The sequence below is a fragment of the Methylobacterium symbioticum genome, assembly GCF_902141845.1.
Classification (GTDB): Bacteria; Pseudomonadota; Alphaproteobacteria; order Rhizobiales; family Beijerinckiaceae; genus Methylobacterium; species Methylobacterium symbioticum.
Map to the genome: position 1 here is coordinate 64,975 of NZ_CABFPH010000001.1, position 24,125 is coordinate 89,099.

A 24,125-nucleotide genomic window follows, 5' to 3' on the forward strand; every position below is an offset into this window, starting at 1 on the left:
CGCGGACGTGGCGGAACCGGTAGACGCACGAGACTTAAAATCTTGCGGCCGCAAGGCCGTGCGGGTTCGAGTCCCGCCGTCCGCACCACCGCCCTCGCTTCTTCCAACAGGACAGGGGTGCAGCGCGGCCCTGCGATCGATCCTGCGTTGCACGCCTGCAACAGCCAGCCCGAAACCGCGCAGGCCACACATATGTGGCGGTCCCGGCCTTACTGCCCGCACAATGACTTGGCACCCGTCGCTCGAGCCATCACAGCACGGAGCCGAACAGTGAGTGAGCGTCATCGGTCATCCGAGAATGCGGCGGTCGTCGCCTTTCCGACCCGGGTCTCCGCAGAGCCCGACGAAACCATCGCCTCGGTCATCGAGGTCCTTCAGGACCAGCTCGCCCTGGCGCGCGAGGGCAAGCTGCGCTCGGTCGCGGTGGTCACTGTCTCGGCTGACGGCGAGGCGGTCGGAACGCAGTGGTCGTGCAAGCACACCGACATCACCGGCCTGATCGGCAAGCTCACTGTTCTGACTCACGACCTGATGGCCTCGCGCAAGTAGCGCAGTCTCGCGCGAGCGCTGCCGCATCCTTCGGCATTCGGGCCAGTCAGGCGTCACCTCGACCGTCTGATAAGGTGATGCCACCTGCCGATTGCATTGTTATGCAGCAGGCTGCCCGTGGAGTAGGCAGACTGCAAATGATGCGGTGGCTCGCTAGAGGAGCGTTCCACGCAGGATCAGCAGCGCCACCGAGAAATAGATCACGAGGCCCGTGACATCGACGAGCGTCGCCACGAACGGTGCCGACGCGGTCGCAGGATCGAAACCGACGCGCTGGAGCAGGAACGGCAGCATCGAGCCGGCGAGCGAGCCGAACGTGACGATGCCGACGAGGGCCGCCCCGACCGTCGCCGCGACCAGGGGCCAATGCGTGCCGTAATCGTAGAGCCCCGTCTCCTGCCAGATCGCGATGCGCGCCACCGCGATCAGCCCCAGGATCGAGCCGAGCACGATGCCGGTGGGAAATTCGCGCAGCGCCACCTTCCACCAGTCACGCAGGCGGATCTGCTGCAGCGCGAGCGCGCGGATCAGCAGCGAGGTCGCCTGAGAGCCAGAATTGCCCCCCGAACTCATGATCAGGGGGATGAAGAGCGTCAGGACGATCGCCTTCTCGAGTTCGCCCTCGAAGCCCTGCATGGCGGAGGCCGTCAGCATCTCGGAGAGGAACAGGGCGCAGAGCCAGCCCGCGCGCTTGCGGATCATCGTGAGGAAGCCGATGTCCATATAGGGCTCGGGCAGCGCCTCCATGCCGCCGAAGCGCTGCACGTCCTGCGTCTGCTTCGCCACCATCGCGTCGATCATGTCGTCGACGGTGACGATCCCGATCACATGGCCGACCGCATCGATGACCGGCAGGGCCAGCAGATCGTATTTCGAGATGAGCCGTGCCGCCTCCTCGCGGCTCGCAGTCGGAGAGACGGCCAGCGGGCGCCGCCCGGGTGCCACCGAGAGCACGTTATCCTCCGGATCGCCCGAGATCAGCCGACGCAGGGGGACGGCCTTGGTCAGCGCTCGGGTGCGCGGGTCGAGCACGAAGATCGCGTAGATGGTCTCGCGGGTCTTCTCGACCTGCCGGACGTGGTCGAGGGTCTGCGCCACCGTCCAGTTCGCCGGCACGGTGACGAACTCGGTCGTCATCAGCGAGCCGACCGTCTCCTCACCGTAGCCGATAAGGCGGTCGACGGCGCCTAACGTCTCGGCATCGAGACGCGCGCGCAGATCCGAGCGGCCGGGCTCCTCGATCTCGCGGAAGATGTCGGTGACCCGGTCGGCCGACATCCCCGAGAGGTAGCCCGCGACGCGGTCGCGCGGCAGCATCTCGATGATGTCGGCGGCGCAGTCGAGTTCGGGCTGGTCGAGCACCTCGACCGCGCGCTCGTGCGGCAGGCCGAGCAGGATTGCGGCGGCGACCTCGGGCGCCTCCTCGTTGAGGGCTTCCACGATGTCCGGCGCGCGCTCGTCCGACAGGCGCGCGGCGAGCACGGAGGGATCGACCCGGGTGTCGAAGGGGGCGCTCTCGTTCATCGGCCTCGCCTCGTCTTCGAGGCAACGGCTCCCGCGCGTCCGGCCGAGCCCGGGCGCGCGGCGTCCCCGCACAGGGTCTCAGGCGGGTGGGCGCGTCACGGGTCTCGGCAGAATCGGTCGGTCGGGTCCGTCGCTCGGCATCGCTGGAATGGGTTCAGGCATCGCCGGCCTCGACCGGCGCGCGACCCGTTGCGCCTCGGCGCCTGAGCCGTCAAGCGGACGCGCGGCCTGCGCGCGTTGAAATCCTCGCGCATCGGCACCATATCGTTGATCTCGCAGGCGATTCGGCTCCAGAGCCCAGTCCGCGCCAGCGCGGCGGGCTCCTGTGAGAAATATAAGTCTAGGGCCCGCTTGTATTGCGCCCAACGCATCGCCTATCTTCTGCCCATCGACAGAGGAGAAACGCCATGACCTGGTCTGCCCCGATCGTTCAGGAAGTCTGCGTCGGCATGGAAGTCACCAGCTACGAGTCGGCTGAGATCGACACCTTCAACTGAGCGGAAGCGGTCGCAAGGCCGGCTGAACTTTCCTTCCTAGTCACATCATATCAGGAGAAACGCCATGAAGTGGTCCGCCCCCATCGTCCAGGAAGTCTGCGTCGGCATGGAAGTCACCAGCTACGAGTCGGCTGAGATCGACACCTTCAACTGAGCCGACGGTCGCTTCCGCGACCTGACCGGGCGCCGCTTCGTGAGAGGCGGCGCCTTTTTCATGCGCCGGGCGATCCGCCCCAACGCGAGAGGGCCGGACCGCTCCATGGCGGTCCGGCCCTCTCGCGTTGGGACATCGCGTTTCACTCAGAGGCGGTAGCGGATCTGATCGGTCCAGAAGCGCTCGAGGCGGCCGAGCGCTTGGTTCAGCCGGCCGAAATCGTCCTCGGAGATGCCGCCGATCGGCGCGATGGTCCGGGCGTGCTTGTCGTAGAGGCCCTGGATGATGTTGTGCACGTCCCGGCCCTTGTCGGTCAGGCTGATCCGCACCGAGCGGCGGTCGGTCTTCGAGCGGGCGTGGTGGAGATAGCCCGCCTCGACCAGCTTCTTCACGTTGTACGAGACGTTGGAGCCGAGATAGTAGCCCTTGGTGCGCAGCTCACTCGCCGTCAGCTCCTTGTCGCCGATGTTGTAGAGCAGCAGAGCCTGGACGCTGTTGACGTCCTCGCGGCCGCGGCGCTCGAACTCGTCCTTGATCACGTCGAGCAGGCGGCGGTGCAGCCGCTCCACGAGGTGCAGGGCCTCGAGATAGGGGGTCGCGATCGGGGCGGCCTCGGGAGCGGTGGCGGCCGGGACGACCTTCGTTGCCTGGGACTTCATCGTGTGCCTCGCCTGATTCTTCGTCTCGGTCACCGTTGTCGGCGCCGCTTATGAGACGAAGCTACGGGGCGGGAATGAAAAGCGTTTTAAGCGACAGGATGAATTCGCGATTTACCTCTGTCGGTAAATGCAAAATGAAACGAACGCGACAACCTTCTGTTTACCGCAGCTCGCGCGCCGCAAACCAAGACAACAAGAAGTAAATCAGCACAATACTCACCTCGGCCGCGATGATCGGCATCTGCGTCGGCACGAGCTGGGGAACCACGAGCGCGAGCGTCACCGCGGAGGTCACCGCGAGCAGCCAGAGCACGCCGCCCCAGGCGCTGGTGAGCCAGAGGCCGACCGCGGCGGTGGCGTCGATCACCGCGAAGTAGACGAGCGCCGCTTGCCGCCCGAAGGGCTCGCTCTCGAAGGGCCGCGCGCTCGGCAGCGCGTCGAGGATGGTCATCCAGGACAGAACGCTCTTGGCGAGCCAGGCGAGCGCGGTGAGGCGCATCAGCCAGATCAGGGCCGTGTCCCAGTTGGTCTTCGATCCCTGCGCGTTCCGCTCGATGCGGTCGCCGGTCATGCCCCCATCTCGCATCGCGTCGCGACGCCTCTTCACGTCGGAGTCCGGACGTGGACCGGGCAGCGCCGCGCGCGAGGCCGCGACGACGTCGCGCTCCGCCGCCCCTCGAATCGAATTCCGTCCCGTCCCGGATGCGGCTGGCTCACGCGATCTCCCTCATGCCGGCCGGTTAGATGCCGCCGGGCAGGGTCGCGTCAACCGCAACACGCCGGGCGTCGCCCATCGGCGGTGGATGTGCTAGGCCCCGGCCTTTCAACGCGTCCGGTGATCCTGAGCTGATGCCCTCCGATACGCCCGAGCCCCGCCCGCTCGCCGTCGAGGCGGCCCGCGCCACGGCCTGCGAAGGCCTCTCCATCACGCAGCGCCCGCGCCGCAACCGCAAGGCGGCCTGGTCGCGCCGTCTGATGCGCGAGCACACGCTCACCGTGGACGACCTGATCTGGCCGCTCTTCGTCATCGAGGGCGAGGGCCGGCGCGAGCCGATCGCCTCGATGCCGGGGGTCGAGCGCCTGAGCGTAGACGAGGTGGTGCGCGACGCCGAGAAGGCCGCCCGCCTCGGCATCCCGGCCATCTCCTTCTTCCCCTATACCGAGGCGGCCCTGCGCGATCCCGAGGGCTCCGAGGCCCTGAACCGCGACAATCTGGTCTGCCGGGCCGTCCGGGCCGTGAAGCGGGCCGTGCCCGAGATCGGCGTGATGACGGATGTCGCCCTCGATCCCTATACGAGCCACGGGCATGACGGGCTCCTGCAGGACGGGGCGATCCTCAACGACGAGACCGTGGCCCTGCTGGTGGAGCAGAGCCTGATCCAGGCCGAGGCAGGCACCGACATCATCGCTCCCTCCGACATGATGGACGGACGCGTCGGGGCGATCCGCACCGGCCTCGACCGGGCGGGCTTTCGCGACGTCCAGATCATGGCCTACGCGGCCAAGTACGCCAGCGCCTTCTACGGGCCGTTCCGCGACGCGATCGGCACCAAGGCGGCGCTCGTCGGCGACAAGCGCACCTACCAGATGGATCCGGGCAATTCCGACGAGGCCCTGCGCGAGGTCGCTCTCGACCTCGCCGAGGGCGCCGACTCCGTCATGGTGAAGCCGGGCCTGCCCTATCTCGACATCATCCGCCGGGTGAAGGACGAGTTCGGCGTTCCGACCTTCGCCTATCAGGTGTCCGGCGAGTACGCGATGCTGGAGGGCGCGGCCCGCAATGGCTGGATCGACGGCGAGCGGGCGATGCTGGAGAGCCTGCTCTCCTTCAAGCGGGCCGGCGCGGACGGCGTGCTGACCTATTACGCGCCCCGCGTGGCCGAGCACCTGCGCGCCGGGGCGTGAGCCGGAAAGCCCGCCGCTGGGTGGTGGCCGGGGGAGCGCTCGTCGGATTCTTCGGCGGCCTGGCCGCCTGCGAGAACACGGTACAGCGCCAGCGCGCCGCGATCTGCCGACGCGCGCTTCCCGCCATCGCCGAGACGGAGACGCCCCTGCGTCTCCTGCGGGCCGGCACCGGCTCATCCGCCGACACCATCCGGGTGGACTATCTCGCCGGCCGCCGCCAGCACTGGGCCCTGTGCCGCTTCGGGATGGGAACCGAGCTCGTCGGCGTCAGCACCGACCGCACGAACCTGACCGGCGCCTCGCTCTACATGCTGAAGCGCTTCTACCTCGATACGCCCGACGCGGCGGAGGCCGATCCGGCAGCGCCTTGAGGGGAGCACTCCGGGACAGGCTTCTTGCACGGCCTGCGGAGCGACATCTTGAGCCGGTGCGGTGCGGTCCCCACCTTGTGCGCGACGACCTTTGCCGCACGAGGAGCGGTCCCATGCAGAGCCCCCGCCCCGGATACGCCGAGCGCTTCGACGCCCCCGGCTACCTGCCGCCCGTGCCCGTCCCCCTGGCGCGCGGGAGCCTGGGCGGCCGTTTCATGGCCTACCTGCTCGACATCGTCTTCATCTTCGGCTTCTCGATCCTGCTCTGGCTGGCAATCGCCTTCATCGGTCTCGTCACCTTCGGGCTCGGCTGGACCCTGTTCGCTGTGCTGCCGGCGAGCGGCATCCTCTACAGCGCGATCACGGTCGGCGGACATCGCCAGAGCACGCTGGGCATGCGCATGATGGGCCTGCGCGTGGTCGCACCCGAGAGCGGTCGCCCCGTCGACCTGCTGACGGCCGCCGTGCACGCGCTCCTGTTCTACGTCGCCCTCTCGACCTTCCTGCTCTGGTTCGTCGACATGGTGTTCGGGTTGATGCGCAGCGACCGGCGCCTCGGCCATGATCTTCTGCTCGGCCTCGCCGTCGTGCGGGCGGCGTGATGCCCAGCCCGAGAGGCCTCCGCTCGTCGCCCACCCGGCGGCGGCCCTCGGCCGCGGAGCGGGATTAAACCAGGGGTTGCACCAAAAATGTTTGCCGCGACGCTCATCCGCCCCATTGAGCGGCGCCGCCGCGGCGCTACACTCGAAGCTTAGCCCGGTTCCGCTGAGCCGGCTGAGGCGACCGACGAGCGTGACGAGCCACCCGCGCGACACTCCGCAATTCTATCTCACGGCCCCCTCCCCCTGTCCCTATCTGCCGGGCCAGGAGGAACGGAAGGTCTTCACACACCTCGTCGGGCGGCGTGCCCGCGATCTCAACGAGATCCTGACACAGGGCGGCTTCCGCCGCTCGCAGACCATCGCCTACCGCCCGGCCTGCGAGACCTGCCGGGCCTGCGTCTCGGTGCGGGTGGTGGTCGACGAGTTCGAGCCCTCGGCAAGCCAGCGCCGCATCGTCGCCCGCAACGACGACCTCGTCGGCACCGCCGAGCCGAACCGGCCGGCCTCGGAGCAGTACGCCCTGTTCCGGCGCTATCTCGACGCTCGCCACGGCGATGGCGGCATGGTCGACATGACCGTGCTCGACTACGCCATGATGATCGAGGACAGCCACGTCGACACCCATCTCGTGGCCTATCGCCGCCGCGGTCCCGACACCGCGATCCACGGCCGCGGCATCGGAGATCCGGTCGCCTTCTGCCTGACCGACGTGCTCGCGGACGGCCTGTCGATGGTCTACTCGTTCTACGATCCCGAGGCGCAGGCCCGCTCCCTCGGGACCTTCATGATCCTGGACCATATTCGCCGGGCGAAGACCCTGGGGCTGCCGTATCTGTATCTCGGCTATTGGGTCGAGGGCTCGCGCAAGATGGACTACAAGGCGAAGTTCCGTCCGCAGCAGCGGCTGATGGGCCAGGGCTGGGTGCGCGTGCCCTGACCGACCTCGCGCGGGCGGATCGCCGCGCGAACCGCCCGGAGGGGCGCCCTGCCCTCGTTGTGGTGCCTGCGCTCCCCGCGGTAGGATGTGGGCTGGGCCAGACGGGGAGCGGGCGGTTGGACGAGGGGGCCTGGACGGAGGGCGAGAACGGCCCTGACGCGGGCAGGCCAACCGGCGCGTCCGAGGTCGCCGTCATCACCCTCGATCGCGACGGGCGCGTCACGGGCTGGAACCGGGACGCGGCGTCCGCGCCCATCGATCCGACGGTGATCGGTCGTCCGCTCGCGGATTTCCTGCCTCCCGAGGACGTGGCCGCAGGCAAGCCCGCCCGGATCTTGGAACGCGCCCGCGAGACCGGATTCTACGAGGAGCGCGGGATGCGCCTGGGGCTGAGCGGCGAGCCCGATCTCGCGCGGGTGCTGGTCGTGCCACTGCGCGATGCCTCGGGCGTGCTCGCCGGCTACACCACGGTGGTCTGGCCGCTCTCGGATCTCCTGGCCGCCGAGGAAGCGCTGCGGGCGCGAGAAGCGCATCTGCGCTCGATCCTCGAGACCGTGCCCGACGCCATGGTCGTCATCGACGAGCAGGCTCGGATCAAATCCTTCAGCGCCGCCGCCGTACGCCAGTTCGGCTACACGGAAGCGGAGGTGACGGGGCGCAACGTCAGTCTCCTGATGCCCGAGCCCTACCGCACCCAGCACGACGCCTACATGGCCCGCTACCGCAAAACGGGCGAGCGCCGGATCATCGGCATCGGCCGGGTCGTCGTCGGCCAGCGCAAGGACGGTTCGACCTTCCCGATGGAATTGTCGGTGGGCGAGATGCGCTCCGGCGGCGTGCGCTACTTCACCGGCTTCATCCGCGACCTGACCGAACGGAACCTGACCGAGAGGCGCCTGCAGCAGCTCCAGTCCGAGCTGGTCCACATGTCCCGCTTCACCGCCCTCGGGGAGATGGCCTCGACGCTGGCCCACGAGATCAACCAGCCGCTCACCGCGATCGCCAGCTACCTCAAGGGCTGCCGACGCATCCTCGGTCGCATGGAAGGGGCAGAGGTGCCGCTCCTGACCGATGCCGTGAACCAAGCCGCCGAACAGGCGCTGCGCGCGGGACAAGTGATCCGGCACCTGCGCGAATTCGTGGCGCGCGGCGAGAGCGAGCGGCACATCGAAGGCCTGCCCAAGCTGGTGGAGGAGGCCAGCGCGCTTGCCCTGGTCGGCGCCAAGGAGAAGGGCGTGCGCGTGCATTTCGATCTCGACCCGGAGGCGGGCCTCGTGCTTGCCGACCGGATCCAGGTCCAGCAGGTCCTGCTCAACCTGATGCGCAACGCCATCGAGGCGATGCAGGGGACGGAGCGGCGCGACCTCGTCGTCGCGACGAAGCCCCTGCCCGCCGAGGGGCTGATCGCGGTGCACGTATCCGATACCGGAAGCGGTATCGCGCCCGAGATCGCGTCCCAGCTCTTTCAGCCCTTCGTGACGACGAAGCCGCATGGGATGGGTGTCGGCCTCTCGATCTGCCGCACCATCGTTGAGTCGCATGGCGGCAGGATCTGGCTGGAACCGCGGGCGGGCGGCGGGACTGAGTTCCGGTTCACGCTGCGGGCGGTTGACCGGAAGGAGCTGGCCGATGTCGGGTGAGGCGGTGGTGCATGTCGTGGACGACGACGCCGCGGTGCGCCGGGCGCTCGGCTTCCTCATCGCCTCGGACGGGCTGCCGGTGCGGCTGCACGAATCGGCGCTCGCCTTCTTGGACGCCGTCCCCGAGGCGGCGGGCTGTATCGTCACCGATGTGCGCATGCCGGGCCTCGACGGCATCGCCTTCCTGCGCCGCCTGCGCGAGCGCGGCAACGCGCCCCCGGTGATCGTGATGACCGGCCACGCCGATGTGCCGATGGCGGTCGAAGCCATGAAGCAGGGGGCCGTGGACTTCATCGAGAAGCCCTTCGATGACGAGATCTTTCTCGCCGCGGTGCGGGCCGCCCTCGACTGCGCGGGCCGCGCCGCCGCGCAGGGTGCGCTCGCCGCCGCCGTGCGCACCCGCCGCGCCTCCCTCACCGAGCGGGAGCGTCAGGTCCTCGACGGGCTCGTGGCGGGCAAGGCCAACAAGGTGATCGGACTCGACCTCGGCATCAGCCCGCGCACGGTGGAGATCTATCGCGCCAACGTGATGACCAAGATGCAGGCGGAGAGCCTCTCCGAGCTGGTGCGGATGGCGATCTCGGTCGCTCAGCCCTGACGGCGCTTGCGCCAGATCAAGGCGCCGCCGCGACGGCGGCCCTAGCGTGAGAGCCCTGCCCGATGCCGCTGGATCGGGACATGCCCCTCAGTCCATGCTCTGACGCGCTCGTTGTCACCGAAGCGGGATCCCCGTCGGCGGCGGGCGCGTCGAGCATCCGATGCAGCCCAGAGCCGCCATGCCCGCGCCGCCGGGACCCGTCCTCGTGGTCGATGACGACGAGGCGGTCCGCGCCTCCCTCAAGTTCCTGCTGGAACTCGAAGGCCTCGACGTGCGCCTCTTCCGGGACGGTGCCGGGCTCCTCCAGGAAGCGCTGCCCGAGCGCGGCTGCCTGGTGGTCGACTACCACATGCCGGGCCTGAACGGCCTGGAACTCGTCGCCCACCTGCGCGGCCGGAAGATCGGCCTGCCCGCCCTCCTGATCACCGGGCGCGGGACCGACGATCTCCGGGCGCGCGCCGCACAGGCGGGCTTCCACGCGGTGCTGGAGAAGCCTTTCCACGAGGCCTCGCTCATCGAGGGGATCCAGGCGGCTCTCGCTGCGGGGCGATGACGGGTCTTCGTCCGCCTCGGGACGGTCCTACGCAGAATCCCTTAGCGATCGGCCGGAATGGAGCGGGTGCCCGGTGAAGCGTAGCCAGGTTCGCGAGGTCGCCGACCTCGTCCGACCCTCCGAGGCTCCCATGCAGATCGCCCTCGCCCCTGCTCCGTACGCCTCCGGCACGCCGAGCCTGCGGATCGGGACCACCCCGCATCCGGAGACGCAGCGCAGCTTCGGCGCAGGCGAGGAGATCTTCGCAGAAGGCGACCGCGCCCGCTTCTTCTACCGAGTCGTCTCGGGCACCGTCCGCACCTGCCGGATCCTGCCGGACGGCCGGCGCCAGATCGACGCCTTTCACCTGGCCGGCGACATCTTCGGGGTCGAGGCGGGCACCGAGCACCGCTTCGGGGCCGAGGCCGTGGGTGAGGTCCGAGTGATCGCCTACCGCCGCGAGCGCATGCTGCTGACCGGCGACGATGGCGCCCTCGCCCAGGAAGTCGCCGCCGCGACGCTGCGCGCGCTGGCCCGCGCGCAGGAGCAGATGATGCGGCTCGGCCGAAAATCCGCCCGCGAGCGAATCGCGAGCTTCCTCCTCGACCTGGCCGATCGGATGACGGACGGGATGGCCGGCTCCCTACGGCTGCCGATGTCACGCACCGACATCGCCGATCATCTCGGCCTCACGGTCGAGAGCGTGTCGCGCTGCGTGACGCAGCTCGAGCGCGATGGCCTCATCGCGCTCTCCCCCGACCGTCACTCGGTCCGCCTGCGCGACCGGGCGGCCCTCCGCCATCTCGACGCCTGAGCCGCTCCCCGGCGGCGAGCGCCTTGCTCTCGATCAAGGCGCCGCAGGTCCGATGGCAGCCGTATCGGGCGGTCCACAGATCAGGACTGCGCGCCATGCTGAAATTCCTCGTCCGGTTCTACAAGCGCGTCTCCGACGACACCGGCCACGAGCACGACATCCTCCAGCGGCAGACGCTGGTCTGTGCCCGATCCGAAGTCTCCGCCCTCTACGAGGCCAAGGCGCGGTTCTGCGAGACCCTGCAGATCAGCGACTGGCGTCTGCGCGCCGATTCCTGCGAAATCGTCGACGTCACCAGCCTTGCCGCCTGAGGACGCCGCGCGCCGGGCCTCCGATCCGGCGCCGTTCGGGAACCGAAGCCGCCTCGTGCGGACTCCTCTCCCGGAACCTCCGTCCAGACGGCTCATGAGCACGGATCTCGGCCTCGACACCCTCCTCGTCCGCCTCGCCCTCAGCCTCGCTGCGGGGGCGCTGCTCGGCTGGAACCGGGAGGAACTCGGCCACCCCGCCGGCCTGCGCACGATGGTGCTGATCTGCCTCGCCGCCTGCACGGCGATGCTGCTCGCCAACTGGCTTCTGGCGCATACGGTCACGCCCGACACGACCGTGCTGCGCCTCGACCTGATGCGCCTCGCGCAAGGGGTGCTCGCAGGGATCGGCTTCATCGGCGCCGGCACGATCCTGAAGCAGGGCAACATCGTGCGCGGCGTCACCACCGCCGCGGCGGTCTGGCTCGCCACGGTGGTCGGGCTGTGCTTCGGCGCGGGCGCCTGGCCCCTGGGCACGGCCGCGACGGTGGGCGGGCTTCTGGTGCTGCAGGGCCTGAAATGGGTCGAGACGATCCTGCGCCGCCGCAGCTACGGCAGCGTCACGGTCGAGTTCGACGCGGGCCGGACCTCGCACGCGGCCATCCTGGCCGTGCTCGAGGCGCACGGCCTCGGCCTGAGTTCCGTGACCATCGAGCAGGCCGGCAGCACGGGGCGCGTGATCGGCCTCGGCGCCCACCGGGCCCGCGGATCGGCCTGGTCGCTTGCCTTGCTCGCCGCCCTGCATGAAACGCCGGGCGTGGAGCGCGTCGTCTGGGAGGAGGCGGCCTGAGACCCGGTTTCGCGGGCCGGATCTCGCGATCCGCCTCAGCCCCGCCGGATCAGGCCGCCATGCTGCGCGAGGCGTCGCGGACCTGGTGGGTCGCGGTCTCGATCGACTGGGTCGAGGCGGCGATGGTCCCAATGCTTTGGCTGATCTCGGAGACGGCGCTCGTCATCGCCTGCATGTTGGCCGACATCTCCTGGGCCACGGCCGCCTGCTGCTCGACAGAAGCGGAGATCGCGGCCGAGATCTCGTTCACCTGCCCGATCGTCTCGGCGATGCCGGCGATCGCCGCCGCCGCCTCGTTGGCGGCCGACTGGGTGGCGCTGATCTGGTTGCTGATGTTCTCGGTCGCCTTGGTGGTCTGGCTCGCAAGATCCTTCACCTCGGCCGCGACCACGGCGAAGCCCTTGCCGGCCTCGCCCGCGCGGGCCGCCTCGATCGTGGCGTTGAGGGCGAGCAGGTTGGTCTGCGCGGCGATGCGGTCGATCAGCTCGACCACCTCGCCGATGCGCTGGGCTGCCGCGGCGAGCCCGCCGACCACCGTCGAGGTGGCGGTGGCCTGATCCACCGCGCGGCGGGTGATCTGCAGGGCGCGGGCGACCTGGGCGCTGATCTCGCCGACCGAGGCCGCGAGCTCCTCCGCACCCGCGGCGACCCCCTGCACATTGCCCGAAGCCTGCTGCGAGGCGCTCGCGGCACTCGTCGTCTGTTGCGAGGCCTGCGAGACCGAGTTCGCGATGTCGTCAAGGTCGCGGTCGACGCCGCGCTGCAGCTCGAGGCGCCGGTGCCGATCCTCGACCGCCGGCGTGATGTCGGTGGCGAACTTGACGACCTTCACGAGCCGACCGGCCGCGTCGCGCACGGGATTGTAGGTCGCTTGGATCCAAACGGCACGGCCGCCCTTGCCGATGCGCTTGTACTCGGCCTGCTGGAACTCGCCCTTCCGCAGCGCCTCCCAGAAGGCGCGGTAGGCCGGCGTCTCGCGCTCCGCCGGATCGACGAACAGGGAGTGGTGCTTGCCTTGCACCTCGGCGAGGCCGTAGCCGACGACAGCGAGGAAATTCGCGTTGGCGGTGATCACGGTCCCATCGAGTTCGAACTCGATGATGCCCTGCGAGCGGTCGAGGGCCTGCAGCTTGCCCTCGAAATCCGCATTGCGCAGCTTCTGCTCGGTCACGTCCGTCGCGCATTTCAGCACGCCGTAGGGCTTTCCGGACCGGTCGAGCAGCGGGTTGTAGCTGCCCTGGATCCAGACCTCGCGGCCGCCTTTGCCGATGCGCCGGAACTCGGCGATCTGCGCCTCGCCTCGGCGGAGTGCGTCCCAGAAGGCGCGGTAGGCCGGGGTCTCCCGCTCGGCGGCGTCGACGAACAGGCTGTGATGCTGGCCCTTGATCTCGTCGAGCCGGTAGCCCAACGCCTGCAGGAAGTTCGCGTTCGCGTCCAGGATGCGGCCTTGCAGATCGAACTCGATCACGGCCTGCGCTGCCCCGATCGCCTTGAGCTTGGCTCGCTCACTGTTGGCGCCGAACATCATGGCTGTTTCACCTCATCTCGCGGCTCAGGCGCCGCCGTGAGGCATGTTCATAATTGACGATTCCTGACGGTTTCTGAATTCAAACCGGATCCGGAGAAATTTTTGCGCTCCGTTTCAATCACAATTGATCATTTCGGAGCGAACGACGCGTCTGGCGGGCGAAAAATAGGAATTTACATGCCCGTGCCCAGTCAATAAAGATCGGGCACGACGCCAATTCATGGTTGCATCGCGAAGTAGATGCACGCCCTCGCCGAAGATAGCCTACGGCGCGGCCTGCACCGGATGCTGCGCGTCGAGCGTGACATCCGCGCTCGGGCGCGTCTCGGCGACCGCCTCGGCGCGGCGGATATCCGGCGAGGTCGCCTCGGCCACGAAGGCCGCGAGCGCCTCGGCCAGCGGCAGGGTCTGGGTCTTCTGGCTGCCGAGCCGGCGGATCGAGACGGTGCGCTCCTCGGCCTCGCGCCGCCCCAGCGCCAGGAGCACCGGGACCTTGGCCAGGGAGTGCTCACGGACCTTGTAGTTGATCTTCTCGTTGCGCAGGTCCGCCTCGACGCGCAGGCCCGCGCGGCTGAGCGTGCGCACCACCTCCTCGGCATAGGGGTCGGCCTCGCCGGTAATCGTCGCGACGACGACCTGAACGGGCGCGAGCCAGAGCGGGAAATGCCCGGCGAAATGCTCGATCAGGATGCCGGTGAAGCGCTCCATCGAGCCGCAGATGGCGCGGTGGACCATGACCGGCGGCTTCTTCTGGCTGTCGGCATCGACGTAGAAGGCGCCGAACCGTTCCGGCAGGTTGAAGTCCACCTGCGTCGTGCCGCACTGCCAGTCGCGGCCGATGGCGTCGCGCAGGACGTACTCGAACTTCGGCCCGTAGAAGGCGCCCTCCCCCGGATTGACCGCGGTCTTGATGCGCCCGCCCGACTGCGCCTCGATCTCTCCGAGCACGCGCGTCATCACCGCCTCGGCATGGTCCCAGAGCGCATCCGAGCCGACGCGCTTCTCAGGGCGCGTCGAGAGCTTCACCACGATCTCGTCGAAGCCGAAATCGGCGTAGGTCGAGAGGATCAGGTCGTTGATCTTCAGACACTCGTCGGCGAGCTGGTCCTCGGTGCAGAAGATATGGGCGTCGTCCTGGGTGAAGCCGCGCACGCGCATCAGCCCGTGCATGGCGCCCGATGGCTCGTAGCGGTGCACGACGCCGAACTCGGCCATGCGCAGGGGCAGGTCACGGTAGGACTTCAGCCCGTGCTTGAAGATCTGAACGTGGCCCGGGCAGTTCATCGGCTTGAGCGCGAACCAGCGCTTGTCCTCGGCCTCCTCGCCGGCGGATTGGGCCGCGAACATGTTCTCGCGATACCAGCCCCAGTGGCCGGAGGTCTCCCACAGGGCCTTGTCGAGGATCTGCGGCGCGTTCACCTCGGCGTAGTCCTGCCTCAGGCGGCGGCGCATATAGGCGATCAGCTCCTGGAAGATCGTCCAGCCCTTGGCGTGCCAGAACACCACGCCGGGCCCCTCCTCCTGGAAGTGGAAGAGATCCATCTCGCGGCCGAGGCGACGGTGGTCGCGGCGCTCGGCCTCCTCCAGGCGGTGGAGATAGGCGTCGAGATCCTCCTTCGTGGCCCAGGCGGTCCCGTAGATGCGCGTCAGCATCGGGTTGTTGGAATCGCCCCGCCAATAGGCGCCCGCGACCTTCATCAGCTTGAAGGCGGTGCCGACCTTGCCCGTCGAGGTCATGTGCGGACCGCGGCACAGGTCGAACCACGCGCCCTGCCGGTAGATCTTCAGGTCCTCACCGGGAGGGATGGCGTCGACCAGCTCGACCTTGTAGCCCTCGCCCTTGTCGGCGAAGAGCTGCCGGACCTCGTCGCGCTTCCAGACCTCCTTGGTGAAAGGCGCGTCACGCGCGATGATCTCGCGCATCTTCGCCTCGATCTTGGGGAAGTCCTCGGGCGTGAAGGGCTCGGGACGCGCGAAATCGTAGTAGAACCCGTTCTCGATCACGGGACCGATCGTCACCTGCGTGTCGGGCCACAGCTCCTGCACGGCCTCGGCCAGCACGTGGGCGCAATCGTGCCGGATCAGCTCGAGCGCGCGCGGGTCCGTGCGGTCGAGGAACTCGATCCGGACGTCGTGCTCGATCCGGTCGTCGAGATCGGCGACCACGCCGTCGAGAGCCATGGCGACAGTGCGCTTGGCGAGCGACTTGGCGATGCCCTCGACCACGGTACGGCCAGTCACCGCCGCGTCGTAGGCGCGCGTGTTGCCGTCGGGGAACGTCAGGATGGGCATCGTCTGGGGTCTCCTGGCTCACTCCTGCGAACGCGGCAGGTAAGCGGGGGATCTGGGCTCCCGCGCCCGGCGCGGGAGCGGCCGTTTAGACCGATTTTCGTTCGGAAGAAACGGCCGGCGCGCTCACGCCCGCCTCACGCCTTCTTGCGCAGGCGGCTCGCGAAGAAGCCGTCGAGTCCGCCGCGCACATCCGTGCCGCCGCCGAGATGGCAGGGGAGCGTCCGCAGATCACCGTTGGCGTCGATCAGCTCGGACAGGCCGCCGACCTCGGCGGGTTCGACCGGCACCCGTTCGAAGGCCGGATAGGCCGCGAGGAAGTCCGAGATCTGGCGCTCGCCCTCCTGCGGCTCCAGCGAGCAGGTGCAGTAGACGAGCCGACCGCCGGGCTTCACGAGCGCGGCGGCCTTGTCGAGGAGCTTGGCCTGCAGGATCGTGAGCCGGGTGATGTCCTGCGGCGCCTTGGTCCAGGCCACGTCCGGGTGGCGCCGGATGGTGCCGGTGGCCGAGCAGGGTGCATCGAGGAGCACGGCGTCGAATTCACCCGCGCGGTCGAGGCTCAGCGCATCTCCGGTCACGATCTCGGCGGTTAGGCCGAGGCGGTCGAGGTTGCGCTGCAAGCGCTCCAGGCGCGGAGCGGAGCGGTCGATCGCCGTCACCTGAGCACCCGCGGCGGCGAGCTGCGCGGTCTTGCCCCCCGGTGCGGCACAGAGATCGGCGACGCGCTCGCCGGGCCGCGCCTCGAGAAGCCGGGCGGGGAGAGCGGCGGCGGCGTCCTGGACCCACCACGCGCCGGCTTCAAACCCGTCGAGGCTCGGCACGGGCGCGGTCTCGGCCGGCAGGCGAAGCGAGCCGGTCGGTAGCAGCGCCGCCCCGAGCCGGGCGGCCCAGAGCTCCGGATCGGCCTTCACGGTGATGTCGACGGTGGCGCCCGCGAGATGCGCCCGGGCGATGGCCTCGGCGCGCTCCGGCCCGTAGGTCTCCTGCCAGTGCTCGGCCAGCCAGTCTGGCGCCCCGTCGGCGAGGGGGGCAGTTCCGGCGAGGATCTCGTCCCGCTCGCGGGCGATCCGGCGCAGCACCGCGTTGACGAGCCCGGCCAGATGCTGCGTGCGCTGGTCGGCCTTGGCGAGTCGCACGGCGAGATCGACCGCAGCGTGGTCGGGCACTGCGAGGTCGAGGATCTGGGCCGCACCCGTCGCGAGCAGGGCCAGCAGCACCGGCTGATGCTCGGGCAGGCCGCGCTCGAGCCGCGCGTCTAGGGTGCGCCGGATCAGGCCGAGACGGCGGAACGTGGTGGTGGCGATGGCCCGCGCAAGGCCGGCATCGGCGGGGGCGAGGCTGCGGACATGCTGGGCCAGCGCGTCCTCAAGGGCGAGCGCCCGGTTCTGCCCGAGCAGCTCGGCGACGGCGCGGGCGGCGGCGGCGCGGGCGGGCAGCCCGGCCGCCTCTGGGAGCGCCGCGTCCTGCGCGGGGTCGGCTTTGCGTCCGTTGCGGGGCGTCCGTCTCAATGCCACTTTAATCGATCACTTTCCTGGATGTCCGGTCCGGCTGTGCCGGCCCTTGCCCTTTCATCCGAGCGAGCCCGATGCAAGACGAAACACCGAAGGATCCGGAATCGACCCCGCGCGCGCTCAGCCCCGCAGCCCGGCGCGCACTGGCGGAAGCCGCCGAGCGCCGCGCCGCGGTCGATGCGCGCGCGGCCGAGATCGCGGCCAAGCCTGAGCACCAGGGCCGCGGCGGCCTGGAGCCGGTGCGTTACCAGGACTGGGAGGTGAAAGGCCTCGCTGTCGACTTCTGATCCCTGTCGGCAGACCCGAGGCGGCGACGCCCGCGGTTCCGCCGAGCCGGATTGTCATCCCGCGGTGAATCCTGCAGGCTCGTGCCGCCGCGCGACCGACGGATGCCAGCCCGGACCGCGCTGGCTTCGGAGGGAACCGCTCCATGAGCGACGCACGCAAGGATCGCGCCGGCCTCGCGAGCCCGCACCGGCGGCGCCTCCTCGGACAGGGCGCGGCCCTCGTCGGTGGCGCCCTGGCCGGAAGCACGGCGCGAGCCGTCGCGGCCGACGATGCGAACGCCCCGCCGAGCATCCCGGACTGGATGCGGGCGCCGGGCGCTGATGTGGGCAGCGAACCCTATGGGACGCCCTCGCGGTACGAGCGCCGCCTCATCCGGAACATCCCGAAGAACCTGCCGCAATACATCTCGGCCTCCAGCCGCACGCCCCTGCAGGATCTCGACGGCATCATCACGCCCAACGGGCTGTTCTACGAGCGCCATCACGGCGGCATCCCGGAGATCGATCCGAGCCAGCACCGGCTGATGATCCACGGCCTCGTGGAAACGCCGCTGATCCTGTCCATGGACGAGATCCGGCGCTTCCCGTCCGAGTCGCAGATCTACTTCCTCGAATGCTCCGGCAATCCGGGCTTCGAGGCGATGTCGGGGCGCACGGCCTCGGATCTGGTCGGGCTCGTGAGCTGCTCGGAATGGACAGGCGTTCGGCTACGGACCGTGCTCGAAGAAGCCGGCCTCAAATCCGAGGCGCGCTGGGTCGTCGCGGAAGGGGCAGATGCGGCCGCGATGACCCGCAGCCTCCCGATCGCGAAGTGCCTCGACGACGCGATGCTCGTCTACAGCCAGAACGGCGAGCGGCTGCGCCCGCAACAGGGCTACCCGCTCCGGGTGCTGCTGCCGGGCTACGAAGGCAACATGAGCGTGAAGTGGCTGCGCCGCCTCAACGTCACGGCCGAACCCGCCTATTCCCGCGAGGAGACCTCGAAATACACCGACCTGATGCCCGACGGCACGGCGCGGCAATTCACCTTCGTCATGGAGGCGAAATCGATCATCACCCGGCCGTCCGGCACGCAGCGGATCGCCCGGGGCTTCAACGAGATCACCGGCCTCGCCTGGAGCGGCCACGGACGCATCCGGACGGTCGAGGTCTCGGTGGATGACGGGCGCAGCTGGACGGAGGCGCAGTTGCAGGCCCCCGTCCTCACCCGGGCCCTCACCCGCTTCCGCCTGCCCTGGACCTGGGACGGCACGCCGACAACGATCCTCAGCCGCGCGACCGACGAGACCGGCTACGTGCAGCCGTATTTCGCGGACCTGACTGCGATCCGCGGCACGAAGTCGTTCTACCACAACAATGCGATCATCCCCTGGCGGATCGCGGCGAGCGGGGAGGTCACGAATGGCTTCGTCAAAGCGTAGGGTCATCGCGCTCGTGATGGCCTTGCCCCTGCTCGCCGCCGCGGCCGAGGCTGGCCCACGCTACGGGCTCGGTCGGCCCGCGACCCAGGCCGAGATCGCCGCCTGGGACATCGACATCGATCGCGACGGGCGCAAGCTGCCGCCCGGGAGCGGCAGCGTCGCCCAGGGCCGCACCCTCTTCGCCGCGCAATGCGCGGGCTGTCACGGCGCGAAGGGTGAAGGCGGCAGCGGTGAGCGGCTCGTCGGCGGTGGGGGCAGTCTCGCCTCGGGCAAGCCGGTCAAGACCGTCGGCAGCTTCTGGCCCTACGCGCCGACGCTGTTCGACTATATCCGCCGCGCGATGCCGCTGAATGCCCCGCAATCGCTGACGAATGCGGAGGTCTACGCGGTCTCGGCCTATGTGCTGCACCTGAACGGCCTCGTGCCGGACGATGCGGTGCTGGATGCGGCCGCACTCGCCGCGATCCGCATGCCGAACCGCGACGGCTTCGTGCCGGATCCGCGGCCCGACGTGCAGCGCGCGAGCCGATAGGCCGGACCGGGCGGCGGCCGCGCCGGATTCCGCCTCAGCTCCCCGCCTTGTCGTGGACGTTCGCGAAGAACAGGTCCGTCCAACGCTCCGCCCCACGGCGGATCGTGCCGGCGCGGGCCATGAAGTCCGCGTATTTCTGGATCGCCCGGGGTGTCGTCGTGAAGCTGACCTGGGGGTCGGCGAGGATCTCGCCGATCAGCCCGGCATCGCTGGAATCGCGGGCGAGACGGACATAGGCCTGCGCGGCAGCCGCCTTGTCGGCGTTGATCGCGGCCACCGCCTCGTCGAGGGCGGCCGTGAAGGCCGCGTAGAGCTGGGGGTTGGCCTGGGTGAAGGCGGTTGAGGCCCAGACCACGTTGAAGGTCGATGGCTCGCCGAGGATGTCGAAGGTGTTGAGCACGGTGCGGATGCCGGGGCGGCGCAGCTCCAGCTCCTGGATCGGCGCGGCGGTGAAATGGGCGGTGATCTCGTTGCCGGCGAGCAGGGCCGCCATCCCGTCCGGATGCGAGAGCGTCACGGTGAGCCGGTCGAGTTCCGTGCGGCGCGCCTCGCCGAGCGCCTTCTCCGCCGCCATCTGCAGGAACATCGCCTGGACCGAGACCTTGACGGCGGGCAGCGCGATCTTGTCCCGGTCGGTGAGGTCGGCGATCGAGCGCACCTTCGGATTGTTGGTGTTCATCAGGAGCGGCATGCTGTTCATCGCCGCCACACCCTTCACGGCGAGCGGCGTCCCGGCGGTCTTCGACCAGAGCAGGACGAGCGGAGGAACGCCGCCGGCCGCGAACTGGATCTGGCCGGAGAGCAGCGCGTCGTTCATCGCGGCCCCGCCCGCGAGGGTGACGTACTGGACCTGCAGCCCGGCGACGCCGCGGGCGGCGGCAGCCTTCTGAAGGAGCCCCTGCTCCTCCATCAGCATCAGCGGCAGGTGGCCGAGGCTCGGCTGGCGGGCGATGCGCACGCTGCCCGTCTCGGCCCCGGCGCGGCCGAGCCCCGCGACCCAGGCCGCCGCCCCCGCCAGAACGTCCCGTCTGCGCATGTCACTCTCCCTGGCGCCGCGCTCGGGGATCCGGGCGAGCCGGTCTCCGCTCCGCGCGGGCGCCGGCGTCGGAGCGGATCCTCTCCGAGAACGGGATTCAGGCCGGCCGACGGATCGCCGGGGCCGGCACGCTCTCGATCATCACGTTGATGCAGGCGGGCTTTCCGCTCGCCCGCGCCGCCTCCAGGGCCGGCCCGAGCTCCTCGGGCCGCGTGACCAGGGCGCCGAATCCGCCGAGCGCGCTCACGACCGCGTCGTAGCGGGTGGGCAGCAGATCGCAGTGGCGCGCCCGCTCGGCGCCGTAGCTGCGCAGCTGGATCTGGTGCTCGGCGTTCCAGCGAGCGTCGTTGCCGACGACCGCGATGATCGGCGCGCCGTAGCGCAGGGCGGTGTCGAACTCGGCCATGTGGAAGCCGAAGGTGCCGTCGCCGAGCACGGCCACCACGGGTGCCCCCGGCCGCTCCATCTGCGCGGCGATGGCGAAGGGGATCGAGGCGCCGATCGTGCCCGAGACCCCGTTGACGAGGCGCCGCCCGGCCCGGACCAGCGCCTGCGGCCATTGCCCGATCTCGCCGCCGTCGCAGATCAGCGTGGCCTCCGGATGCACGCTCAGGAAGGCATCGACGCCGCGGCACAGCTCGACCGGATGCAGGCTAGCCGGCCCGCCCGCGAGATCCGCCCAGGCGGGCGGGCGATAGGCCAGCGCCTCACGGGCCTCCCGGGCCCAGGCGTCGTGCCGCGGCGTCCCGCCGCGCGCCGCGAGGGCGTCGAGGGTGGCGCCGGGATCGGCGATGCCCGAGGCGACGAGGCGATCCGCCGGCGCGCGGGCGATCAGGACGGGATCGGGATCGACCACGGCGATCCGGCAATCCGGCGCCAGCGCGCCCCCGAATTTCAGCGTGAAGTCGAGAGGCTTGGCCAGAAGCACGAGGAGGTCGGCCCGGCCGAGCACGTCGGACAGGCACCCGAGAGACGGATCGTTGATCCCCCGGGGGCTTTCCACCCCGATCACCGGCAGGCCGAGCCGCTCGGCGGCGTCGGCCATCGCGGCGCGCCCGGACCCGCCGCACAGGGCGGGTCCGCAGACGACAAGAGGGCGTTCCGCCCGGCCGATCTCCGCCGAGAGGTCGTCGACCAGGGCGGCGTCGGGCTCGGCCACGCGGATGCGGGCGGCCTCCGGACCCGGGATCCGAACGCTGCCGGCGGGGACGCGCGCCTCGAGCAGGTCGACGGGCAGGCTGAGATGGACGGGCCCCGGCCGGCCCTCGCGGGCGATGCGGACGGCGCGCACGAGATCGGAGCCCAGGGTCGCGGCGGCGGTCGCGGTCCAGGACGCCTTGGTCATCGGCCGCGCGATGGCCGCCTGGTCCATCTCCTGGAAGGCGCCGCGGCCCAGCTCGCTCAACGGCGCATGGCCCGAGAGCAGCAGCACCGGCGACTCGGCGGCGAGCGCCGTGAACAGGGCCGCCGCCCCGTTCGAGTGTCCCTGACCGCCCGTGACCAGCGCGACGGCGACCTCGCCCGTCAGGCGGCCCCAGGCATCGGCCATGTGCACGCAGGCGGCCTCATGGCGGACATGCACGATCGCGATGCCGGTCTCCAGAAGCGCATCGAAGATCGGCATGATGTGGTTGCCGGACAGGGTGAAGACGCGGCGGACGCCGAGCGCCTCCAGGGTCTGCGCGACGATGTCCGCCCCACGCAACGAAGCCATCTCTCCTCCCTGTGCCGATCCTGACCTGCGCCCGCGCCCCGAGGACGGGGTGAGCCGGCTCTCGGACCGGGGTCGCTCCGATTCGAAGGGTTTGCAAGGTTAGCCCCCGGCGGATCTCACGATGCCGATCCGCAAGACTGGCACCGCTTCGGGAACACCTGTGCAAGGCAGCCAGTAGTCTCTCCGATCGGCGAACAGGAAGCCGTCGGATTAGAATTTAAGCAAGTAAATTCTCAATCACTTCAGAATTATTCAACTTGCCTTCGATAGCGCGAAAGCTGCGCCGGGTCCGTCCGCGCCTGTCACCCTTCGGATTCCCGATCTCCTCATCGCGACGCCGGGCCGGCTCGATACGGACGGTGTGGCCGCCGGCGCATCCAGGGCCCGGGGGCCCTGTCCTCCGCGCAATCCGGCCATGTGCGTCTTCCGGTGCGCGAGGCGCCCGATATCCGCAACGATTGCTGCACCGCACTGTTGAGACAGCCGCGCCTCTGAGGCGCCGGCCATCGCCGACACGTCGCCTTCCACGAGCGGTCCCCCGGCGGATCGCCCCGTCAGAGCTGCCCGATGACCCTTGTCGACCTGCCCGAGACCGAGCCCCGCGACGTGGAGCCGACGATCGTTGCGACGGCCGCGCCCGCTCCGGGGGCCCATCCGGCCCTGGTCCTCGCCGCGCTGGCGATGGGCGGCTTCGCCATCGGCACGACGGAATTCGCCGCGATGAGCCTGGTGCCGGCCTTCGCGCCCGAACTCGGGATTGATGCGCCGACGGCAGGGCATGTCATCAGCGCCTACGCCCTCGGCGTGGTGGTCGGCGCACCGGTCATCGCGGTGCTTGCGGCGCGGATCGCCCGGCGCACATTGCTGGTCGGCCTGATGGTGTTGTTCGCCCTCGGCAACGGCCTCTCGGCGCTGGCACCGAGCTATGGCTGGATGCTCGCCTTCCGCTTCCTGGCCGGGCTGCCGCATGGCGCCTATTTCGGCGTCGCGGCCCTGGTCGCCGCCTCCCTGGTGCCACGGGCCCGGCGCTCGCAAGCGGTCTCGCGGGTGATCGCGGGGCTGACCATCGCCACGGTCGTCGGCGTGCCGCTCGCCAACGCCATCGGCCAGCTCGTCGGCTGGCGCTGGAGCTTCGGCCTCGTGGCGCTGCTCGCCCTGACCACCGCGACGCTGGTGCGGCTCTTCGCTCCCCACGGCGCGCCTGCGGCCGGCGCCAGTGCCCTGCGGGAGCTCGGCGCCCTGCGCCGGGGTCAGGTCTGGCTGACCCTGGCCACCGGGGCCATCGGGTTCGGCGGCCTGTTCTCGGTCTACACCTATCTGGCTTCGACGATGCTGGAGGTCACCCAGGCACCTGCCGCCAGCATTCCGCCGATCCTGGCCGTGTTCGGCCTCGGCCTCACCCTCGGCAACCTCGCCTGCGCCTGGGCGGCCGACCGGGCGCTGATGCCGGCGGCGGGGGCGACGCTGCTCTGGAGCGCCGGCGCGCTCGCCCTCTACCCGTTCGCGACGGCAAGCCTGTGGACGCTCGCCCCCGTCGTGTTCCTCATCGGCTGCGGCGGTGGCCTCGCCACCATCCTGCAGACCCGGCTGATGGACGTGGCCGAGGATGCGCAGACGCTGGCGGCAGCCCTCAACCACTCCGCCTTCAACGTCGCGAACGCGCTGGGGCCCTGGCTCGCCGGCCTCGCCCTCGCGGCCGGGCTCGGCCTGCCCGCGACCGGCTGGGTCGGCGTGGTCCTGGCGCTCGGTGGGCTCGCCATCTGGGCGGCGTCGCTTCTCGCGGAGCGCCGCACCCGTCCGGCCCGGCTGCGACCGGCGGCCTGACGATCGGGTCGCACGGGACGGAGCGTATCCGCGAGCGATCCTTGCCGGTCTCGTCCGCGACCGCGCCGAGCGGGGCCATGCGGGCTGCTGCCGCGACCGCAGC

The 24,125-nt window shown here is 70.0% G+C and carries 25 protein-coding genes and 1 tRNA gene; 18 read left to right on the forward strand and 8 right to left on the reverse strand.

Annotated features, from left to right (window positions below; translation table 11 throughout):
* Position 1: 1 nt before the first annotated feature.
* Together MET9862_RS00305 and MET9862_RS00310 are read left to right on the forward strand one after the other, a co-directional pair.
* Positions 2–88: transfer RNA gene (locus MET9862_RS00305), tRNA-Leu, on the forward strand.
* A gap of 182 nt (positions 89–270) precedes the next feature.
* Positions 271–549 carry a hypothetical protein gene (locus tag MET9862_RS00310; RefSeq protein ID WP_142581112.1) on the forward strand — a complete coding sequence of 93 codons (279 nt, stop codon included), beginning with the start codon at positions 271–273 and terminating at the stop codon, positions 547–549.
* 153 nt (positions 550–702) lie between these two features.
* Here the strand turns inward: MET9862_RS00310 and mgtE are convergent, their stop codons facing one another.
* Positions 703–2,073 (reverse strand): magnesium transporter, encoded by a 1,371-nt coding sequence (gene mgtE, locus MET9862_RS00315; RefSeq protein WP_142581113.1) that lies wholly within the window; start codon positions 2,071–2,073, stop codon positions 703–705.
* Between the two features lie 407 nt (positions 2,074–2,480).
* On the opposite strand from mgtE, the gene pqqA (MET9862_RS00320) reads away from it, so the two are divergent.
* Together pqqA (MET9862_RS00320) and pqqA (MET9862_RS00325) are read left to right on the forward strand one after the other, a co-directional pair.
* A complete protein-coding gene (gene pqqA, locus MET9862_RS00320) occupies positions 2,481–2,570 on the forward strand; it encodes a pyrroloquinoline quinone precursor peptide PqqA (RefSeq protein ID WP_018042171.1) in 90 nt (29 codons plus the stop codon).
* Between the two features lie 64 nt (positions 2,571–2,634).
* A complete protein-coding gene (gene pqqA / locus MET9862_RS00325) occupies positions 2,635–2,724 on the forward strand; it encodes a pyrroloquinoline quinone precursor peptide PqqA (protein WP_109951178.1) in 90 nt (29 codons plus the stop codon).
* Between the two features lie 146 nt (positions 2,725–2,870).
* Here the strand turns inward: pqqA (MET9862_RS00325) and ldtR are convergent, their stop codons facing one another.
* Both ldtR and MET9862_RS00335 read right to left on the reverse strand, forming a co-directional pair.
* Complete coding sequence (gene ldtR / locus MET9862_RS00330; RefSeq protein WP_142581114.1) at positions 2,871–3,383, reverse strand: transcriptional regulator LdtR; 513 nt, start codon at positions 3,381–3,383, stop codon at positions 2,871–2,873.
* A 160-nt stretch (positions 3,384–3,543) separates the two neighbouring features.
* Positions 3,544–3,954 carry a DUF6163 family protein gene (locus MET9862_RS00335; RefSeq protein WP_244612495.1) on the reverse strand — a complete coding sequence of 137 codons (411 nt, stop codon included), beginning with the start codon at positions 3,952–3,954 and terminating at the stop codon, positions 3,544–3,546.
* Positions 3,955–4,232: 278 nt separating this feature from the next.
* Between MET9862_RS00335 and hemB the strand changes: the two genes are divergently transcribed.
* From hemB to MET9862_RS00385, 10 genes are all read left to right on the forward strand, one after another.
* On the forward strand, positions 4,233–5,288 hold the full coding sequence (hemB, locus tag MET9862_RS00340) for a porphobilinogen synthase (RefSeq protein ID WP_142581115.1): 1,056 nt from the start codon (positions 4,233–4,235) through the stop codon (positions 5,286–5,288).
* Positions 5,285–5,659, forward strand: coding sequence for a hypothetical protein (locus MET9862_RS00345; protein WP_142581116.1), 375 nt, complete (start codon positions 5,285–5,287; stop codon positions 5,657–5,659). The genes hemB and MET9862_RS00345 overlap by 4 nt, the downstream gene beginning before the upstream one ends.
* A 113-nt stretch (positions 5,660–5,772) precedes the next feature.
* Complete coding sequence (locus tag MET9862_RS00350) at positions 5,773–6,261, forward strand: RDD family protein (protein ID WP_142581117.1); 489 nt, start codon at positions 5,773–5,775, stop codon at positions 6,259–6,261.
* Between the two features lie 190 nt (positions 6,262–6,451).
* A complete protein-coding gene (locus MET9862_RS00355; protein ID WP_142581118.1) occupies positions 6,452–7,198 on the forward strand; it encodes an arginyltransferase in 747 nt (248 codons plus the stop codon).
* Positions 7,199–7,314: 116 nt separating this feature from the next.
* A complete protein-coding gene (locus tag MET9862_RS00360) occupies positions 7,315–8,838 on the forward strand; it encodes a PAS domain S-box protein (protein ID WP_142581119.1) in 1,524 nt (507 codons plus the stop codon).
* Positions 8,828–9,436: a response regulator FixJ gene (fixJ, locus tag MET9862_RS00365; protein WP_142581120.1), complete on the forward strand. Its 609-nt coding sequence runs from the start codon at positions 8,828–8,830 to the stop codon at positions 9,434–9,436. The genes MET9862_RS00360 and fixJ overlap by 11 nt, the downstream gene beginning before the upstream one ends.
* Positions 9,437–9,596: 160 nt before the next feature.
* Positions 9,597–9,989 carry a response regulator transcription factor gene (locus tag MET9862_RS00370; RefSeq protein WP_244612496.1) on the forward strand — a complete coding sequence of 131 codons (393 nt, stop codon included), beginning with the start codon at positions 9,597–9,599 and terminating at the stop codon, positions 9,987–9,989.
* Positions 9,990–10,062: 73 nt separating this feature from the next.
* A complete protein-coding gene (locus tag MET9862_RS00375; protein WP_244612497.1) occupies positions 10,063–10,782 on the forward strand; it encodes a helix-turn-helix domain-containing protein in 720 nt (239 codons plus the stop codon).
* A gap of 95 nt (positions 10,783–10,877) precedes the next feature.
* Positions 10,878–11,093, forward strand: a complete 216-nt coding sequence (locus MET9862_RS00380; RefSeq protein ID WP_142581121.1) for a hypothetical protein — start codon at positions 10,878–10,880, stop codon at positions 11,091–11,093.
* 94 nt (positions 11,094–11,187) lie between these two features.
* Positions 11,188–11,880 (forward strand): MgtC/SapB family protein, encoded by a 693-nt coding sequence (locus MET9862_RS00385; protein WP_142581122.1) that lies wholly within the window; start codon positions 11,188–11,190, stop codon positions 11,878–11,880.
* Positions 11,881–11,929: 49 nt separating this feature from the next.
* Here MET9862_RS00385 and MET9862_RS00390 read toward each other — a convergent pair whose 3' ends face one another.
* The 3 genes from MET9862_RS00390 to MET9862_RS00400 all read right to left on the reverse strand — a co-directional run bounded on the left by MET9862_RS00390 (position 11,930) and on the right by MET9862_RS00400 (position 17,211).
* On the reverse strand, positions 11,930–13,405 hold the full coding sequence (locus MET9862_RS00390; protein WP_142581211.1) for a methyl-accepting chemotaxis protein: 1,476 nt from the start codon (positions 13,403–13,405) through the stop codon (positions 11,930–11,932).
* Positions 13,406–13,672: 267 nt separating this feature from the next.
* Entirely contained in the window at positions 13,673–15,700 is a 2,028-nt protein-coding gene (gene thrS, locus MET9862_RS00395; RefSeq protein ID WP_142581123.1) for a threonine--tRNA ligase, read from the reverse strand.
* Between the two features lie 134 nt (positions 15,701–15,834).
* A complete protein-coding gene (locus MET9862_RS00400; RefSeq protein ID WP_438616581.1) occupies positions 15,835–17,211 on the reverse strand; it encodes an RsmB/NOP family class I SAM-dependent RNA methyltransferase in 1,377 nt (458 codons plus the stop codon).
* 71 nt (positions 17,212–17,282) lie between these two features.
* On the opposite strand from MET9862_RS00400, the gene MET9862_RS00405 reads away from it, so the two are divergent.
* The 3 genes from MET9862_RS00405 (at position 17,283) to MET9862_RS00415 (ending at position 19,448) form a co-directional block, all read left to right on the forward strand.
* Positions 17,283–17,495 (forward strand): DUF1674 domain-containing protein, encoded by a 213-nt coding sequence (locus MET9862_RS00405; protein ID WP_142581124.1) that lies wholly within the window; start codon positions 17,283–17,285, stop codon positions 17,493–17,495.
* A gap of 143 nt (positions 17,496–17,638) precedes the next feature.
* Entirely contained in the window at positions 17,639–18,916 is a 1,278-nt protein-coding gene (gene soxC, locus MET9862_RS00410) for a sulfite dehydrogenase (protein WP_142581125.1), read from the forward strand.
* Complete coding sequence (locus tag MET9862_RS00415; RefSeq protein WP_142581126.1) at positions 18,897–19,448, forward strand: c-type cytochrome; 552 nt, start codon at positions 18,897–18,899, stop codon at positions 19,446–19,448. Before soxC ends, MET9862_RS00415 begins: the two co-directional genes overlap by 20 nt.
* Positions 19,449–19,482: 34 nt before the next feature.
* On the opposite strand, the gene MET9862_RS00420 is transcribed toward MET9862_RS00415, so the two are convergent.
* Both MET9862_RS00420 and MET9862_RS00425 read right to left on the reverse strand, forming a co-directional pair.
* Positions 19,483–20,484 carry an ABC transporter substrate-binding protein gene (locus MET9862_RS00420; RefSeq protein ID WP_142581127.1) on the reverse strand — a complete coding sequence of 334 codons (1,002 nt, stop codon included), beginning with the start codon at positions 20,482–20,484 and terminating at the stop codon, positions 19,483–19,485.
* Between the two features lie 97 nt (positions 20,485–20,581).
* A complete protein-coding gene (locus tag MET9862_RS00425; RefSeq protein ID WP_142581128.1) occupies positions 20,582–22,198 on the reverse strand; it encodes a thiamine pyrophosphate-binding protein in 1,617 nt (538 codons plus the stop codon).
* Positions 22,199–22,765: 567 nt separating this feature from the next.
* Here MET9862_RS00425 and MET9862_RS00430 point away from each other — a divergent pair.
* Entirely contained in the window at positions 22,766–24,022 is a 1,257-nt protein-coding gene (locus MET9862_RS00430) for an MFS transporter (protein ID WP_142581129.1), read from the forward strand.
* The last annotated feature ends 103 nt before the right edge of the window (positions 24,023–24,125 follow it).

Coding starts and splice junctions, on each gene's coding strand:
- ldtR (WP_142581114.1), bottom strand. CDS start 3,383: ATGAAGTCCCAGGCAACGAAGGTCGTCCCGGCCGCCACCGCTCCCGAG.
- MET9862_RS00380 (WP_142581121.1), top strand. CDS start 10,878: ATGCTGAAATTCCTCGTCCGGTTCTACAAGCGCGTCTCCGACGACACC.
- MET9862_RS00335 (WP_244612495.1), bottom strand. CDS start 3,954: ATGACCGGCGACCGCATCGAGCGGAACGCGCAGGGATCGAAGACCAAC.
- MET9862_RS00405 (WP_142581124.1), top strand. CDS start 17,283: ATGCAAGACGAAACACCGAAGGATCCGGAATCGACCCCGCGCGCGCTC.
- soxC (WP_142581125.1), top strand. CDS start 17,639: ATGAGCGACGCACGCAAGGATCGCGCCGGCCTCGCGAGCCCGCACCGG.
- MET9862_RS00350 (WP_142581117.1), top strand. CDS start 5,773: ATGCAGAGCCCCCGCCCCGGATACGCCGAGCGCTTCGACGCCCCCGGC.
- pqqA (WP_109951178.1), top strand. CDS start 2,635: ATGAAGTGGTCCGCCCCCATCGTCCAGGAAGTCTGCGTCGGCATGGAA.
- MET9862_RS00370 (WP_244612496.1), top strand. CDS start 9,597: ATGCAGCCCAGAGCCGCCATGCCCGCGCCGCCGGGACCCGTCCTCGTG.
- MET9862_RS00415 (WP_142581126.1), top strand. CDS start 18,897: ATGGCTTCGTCAAAGCGTAGGGTCATCGCGCTCGTGATGGCCTTGCCC.
- MET9862_RS00425 (WP_142581128.1), bottom strand. CDS start 22,198: ATGGCTTCGTTGCGTGGGGCGGACATCGTCGCGCAGACCCTGGAGGCG.
- MET9862_RS00430 (WP_142581129.1), top strand. CDS start 22,766: ATGACCCTTGTCGACCTGCCCGAGACCGAGCCCCGCGACGTGGAGCCG.
- fixJ (WP_142581120.1), top strand. CDS start 8,828: ATGTCGGGTGAGGCGGTGGTGCATGTCGTGGACGACGACGCCGCGGTG.
- thrS (WP_142581123.1), bottom strand. CDS start 15,700: ATGCCCATCCTGACGTTCCCCGACGGCAACACGCGCGCCTACGACGCG.
- pqqA (WP_018042171.1), top strand. CDS start 2,481: ATGACCTGGTCTGCCCCGATCGTTCAGGAAGTCTGCGTCGGCATGGAA.
- MET9862_RS00390 (WP_142581211.1), bottom strand. CDS start 13,405: ATGTTCGGCGCCAACAGTGAGCGAGCCAAGCTCAAGGCGATCGGGGCA.
- MET9862_RS00385 (WP_142581122.1), top strand. CDS start 11,188: ATGAGCACGGATCTCGGCCTCGACACCCTCCTCGTCCGCCTCGCCCTC.
- hemB (WP_142581115.1), top strand. CDS start 4,233: ATGCCCTCCGATACGCCCGAGCCCCGCCCGCTCGCCGTCGAGGCGGCC.
- mgtE (WP_142581113.1), bottom strand. CDS start 2,073: ATGAACGAGAGCGCCCCCTTCGACACCCGGGTCGATCCCTCCGTGCTC.
- MET9862_RS00420 (WP_142581127.1), bottom strand. CDS start 20,484: ATGCGCAGACGGGACGTTCTGGCGGGGGCGGCGGCCTGGGTCGCGGGG.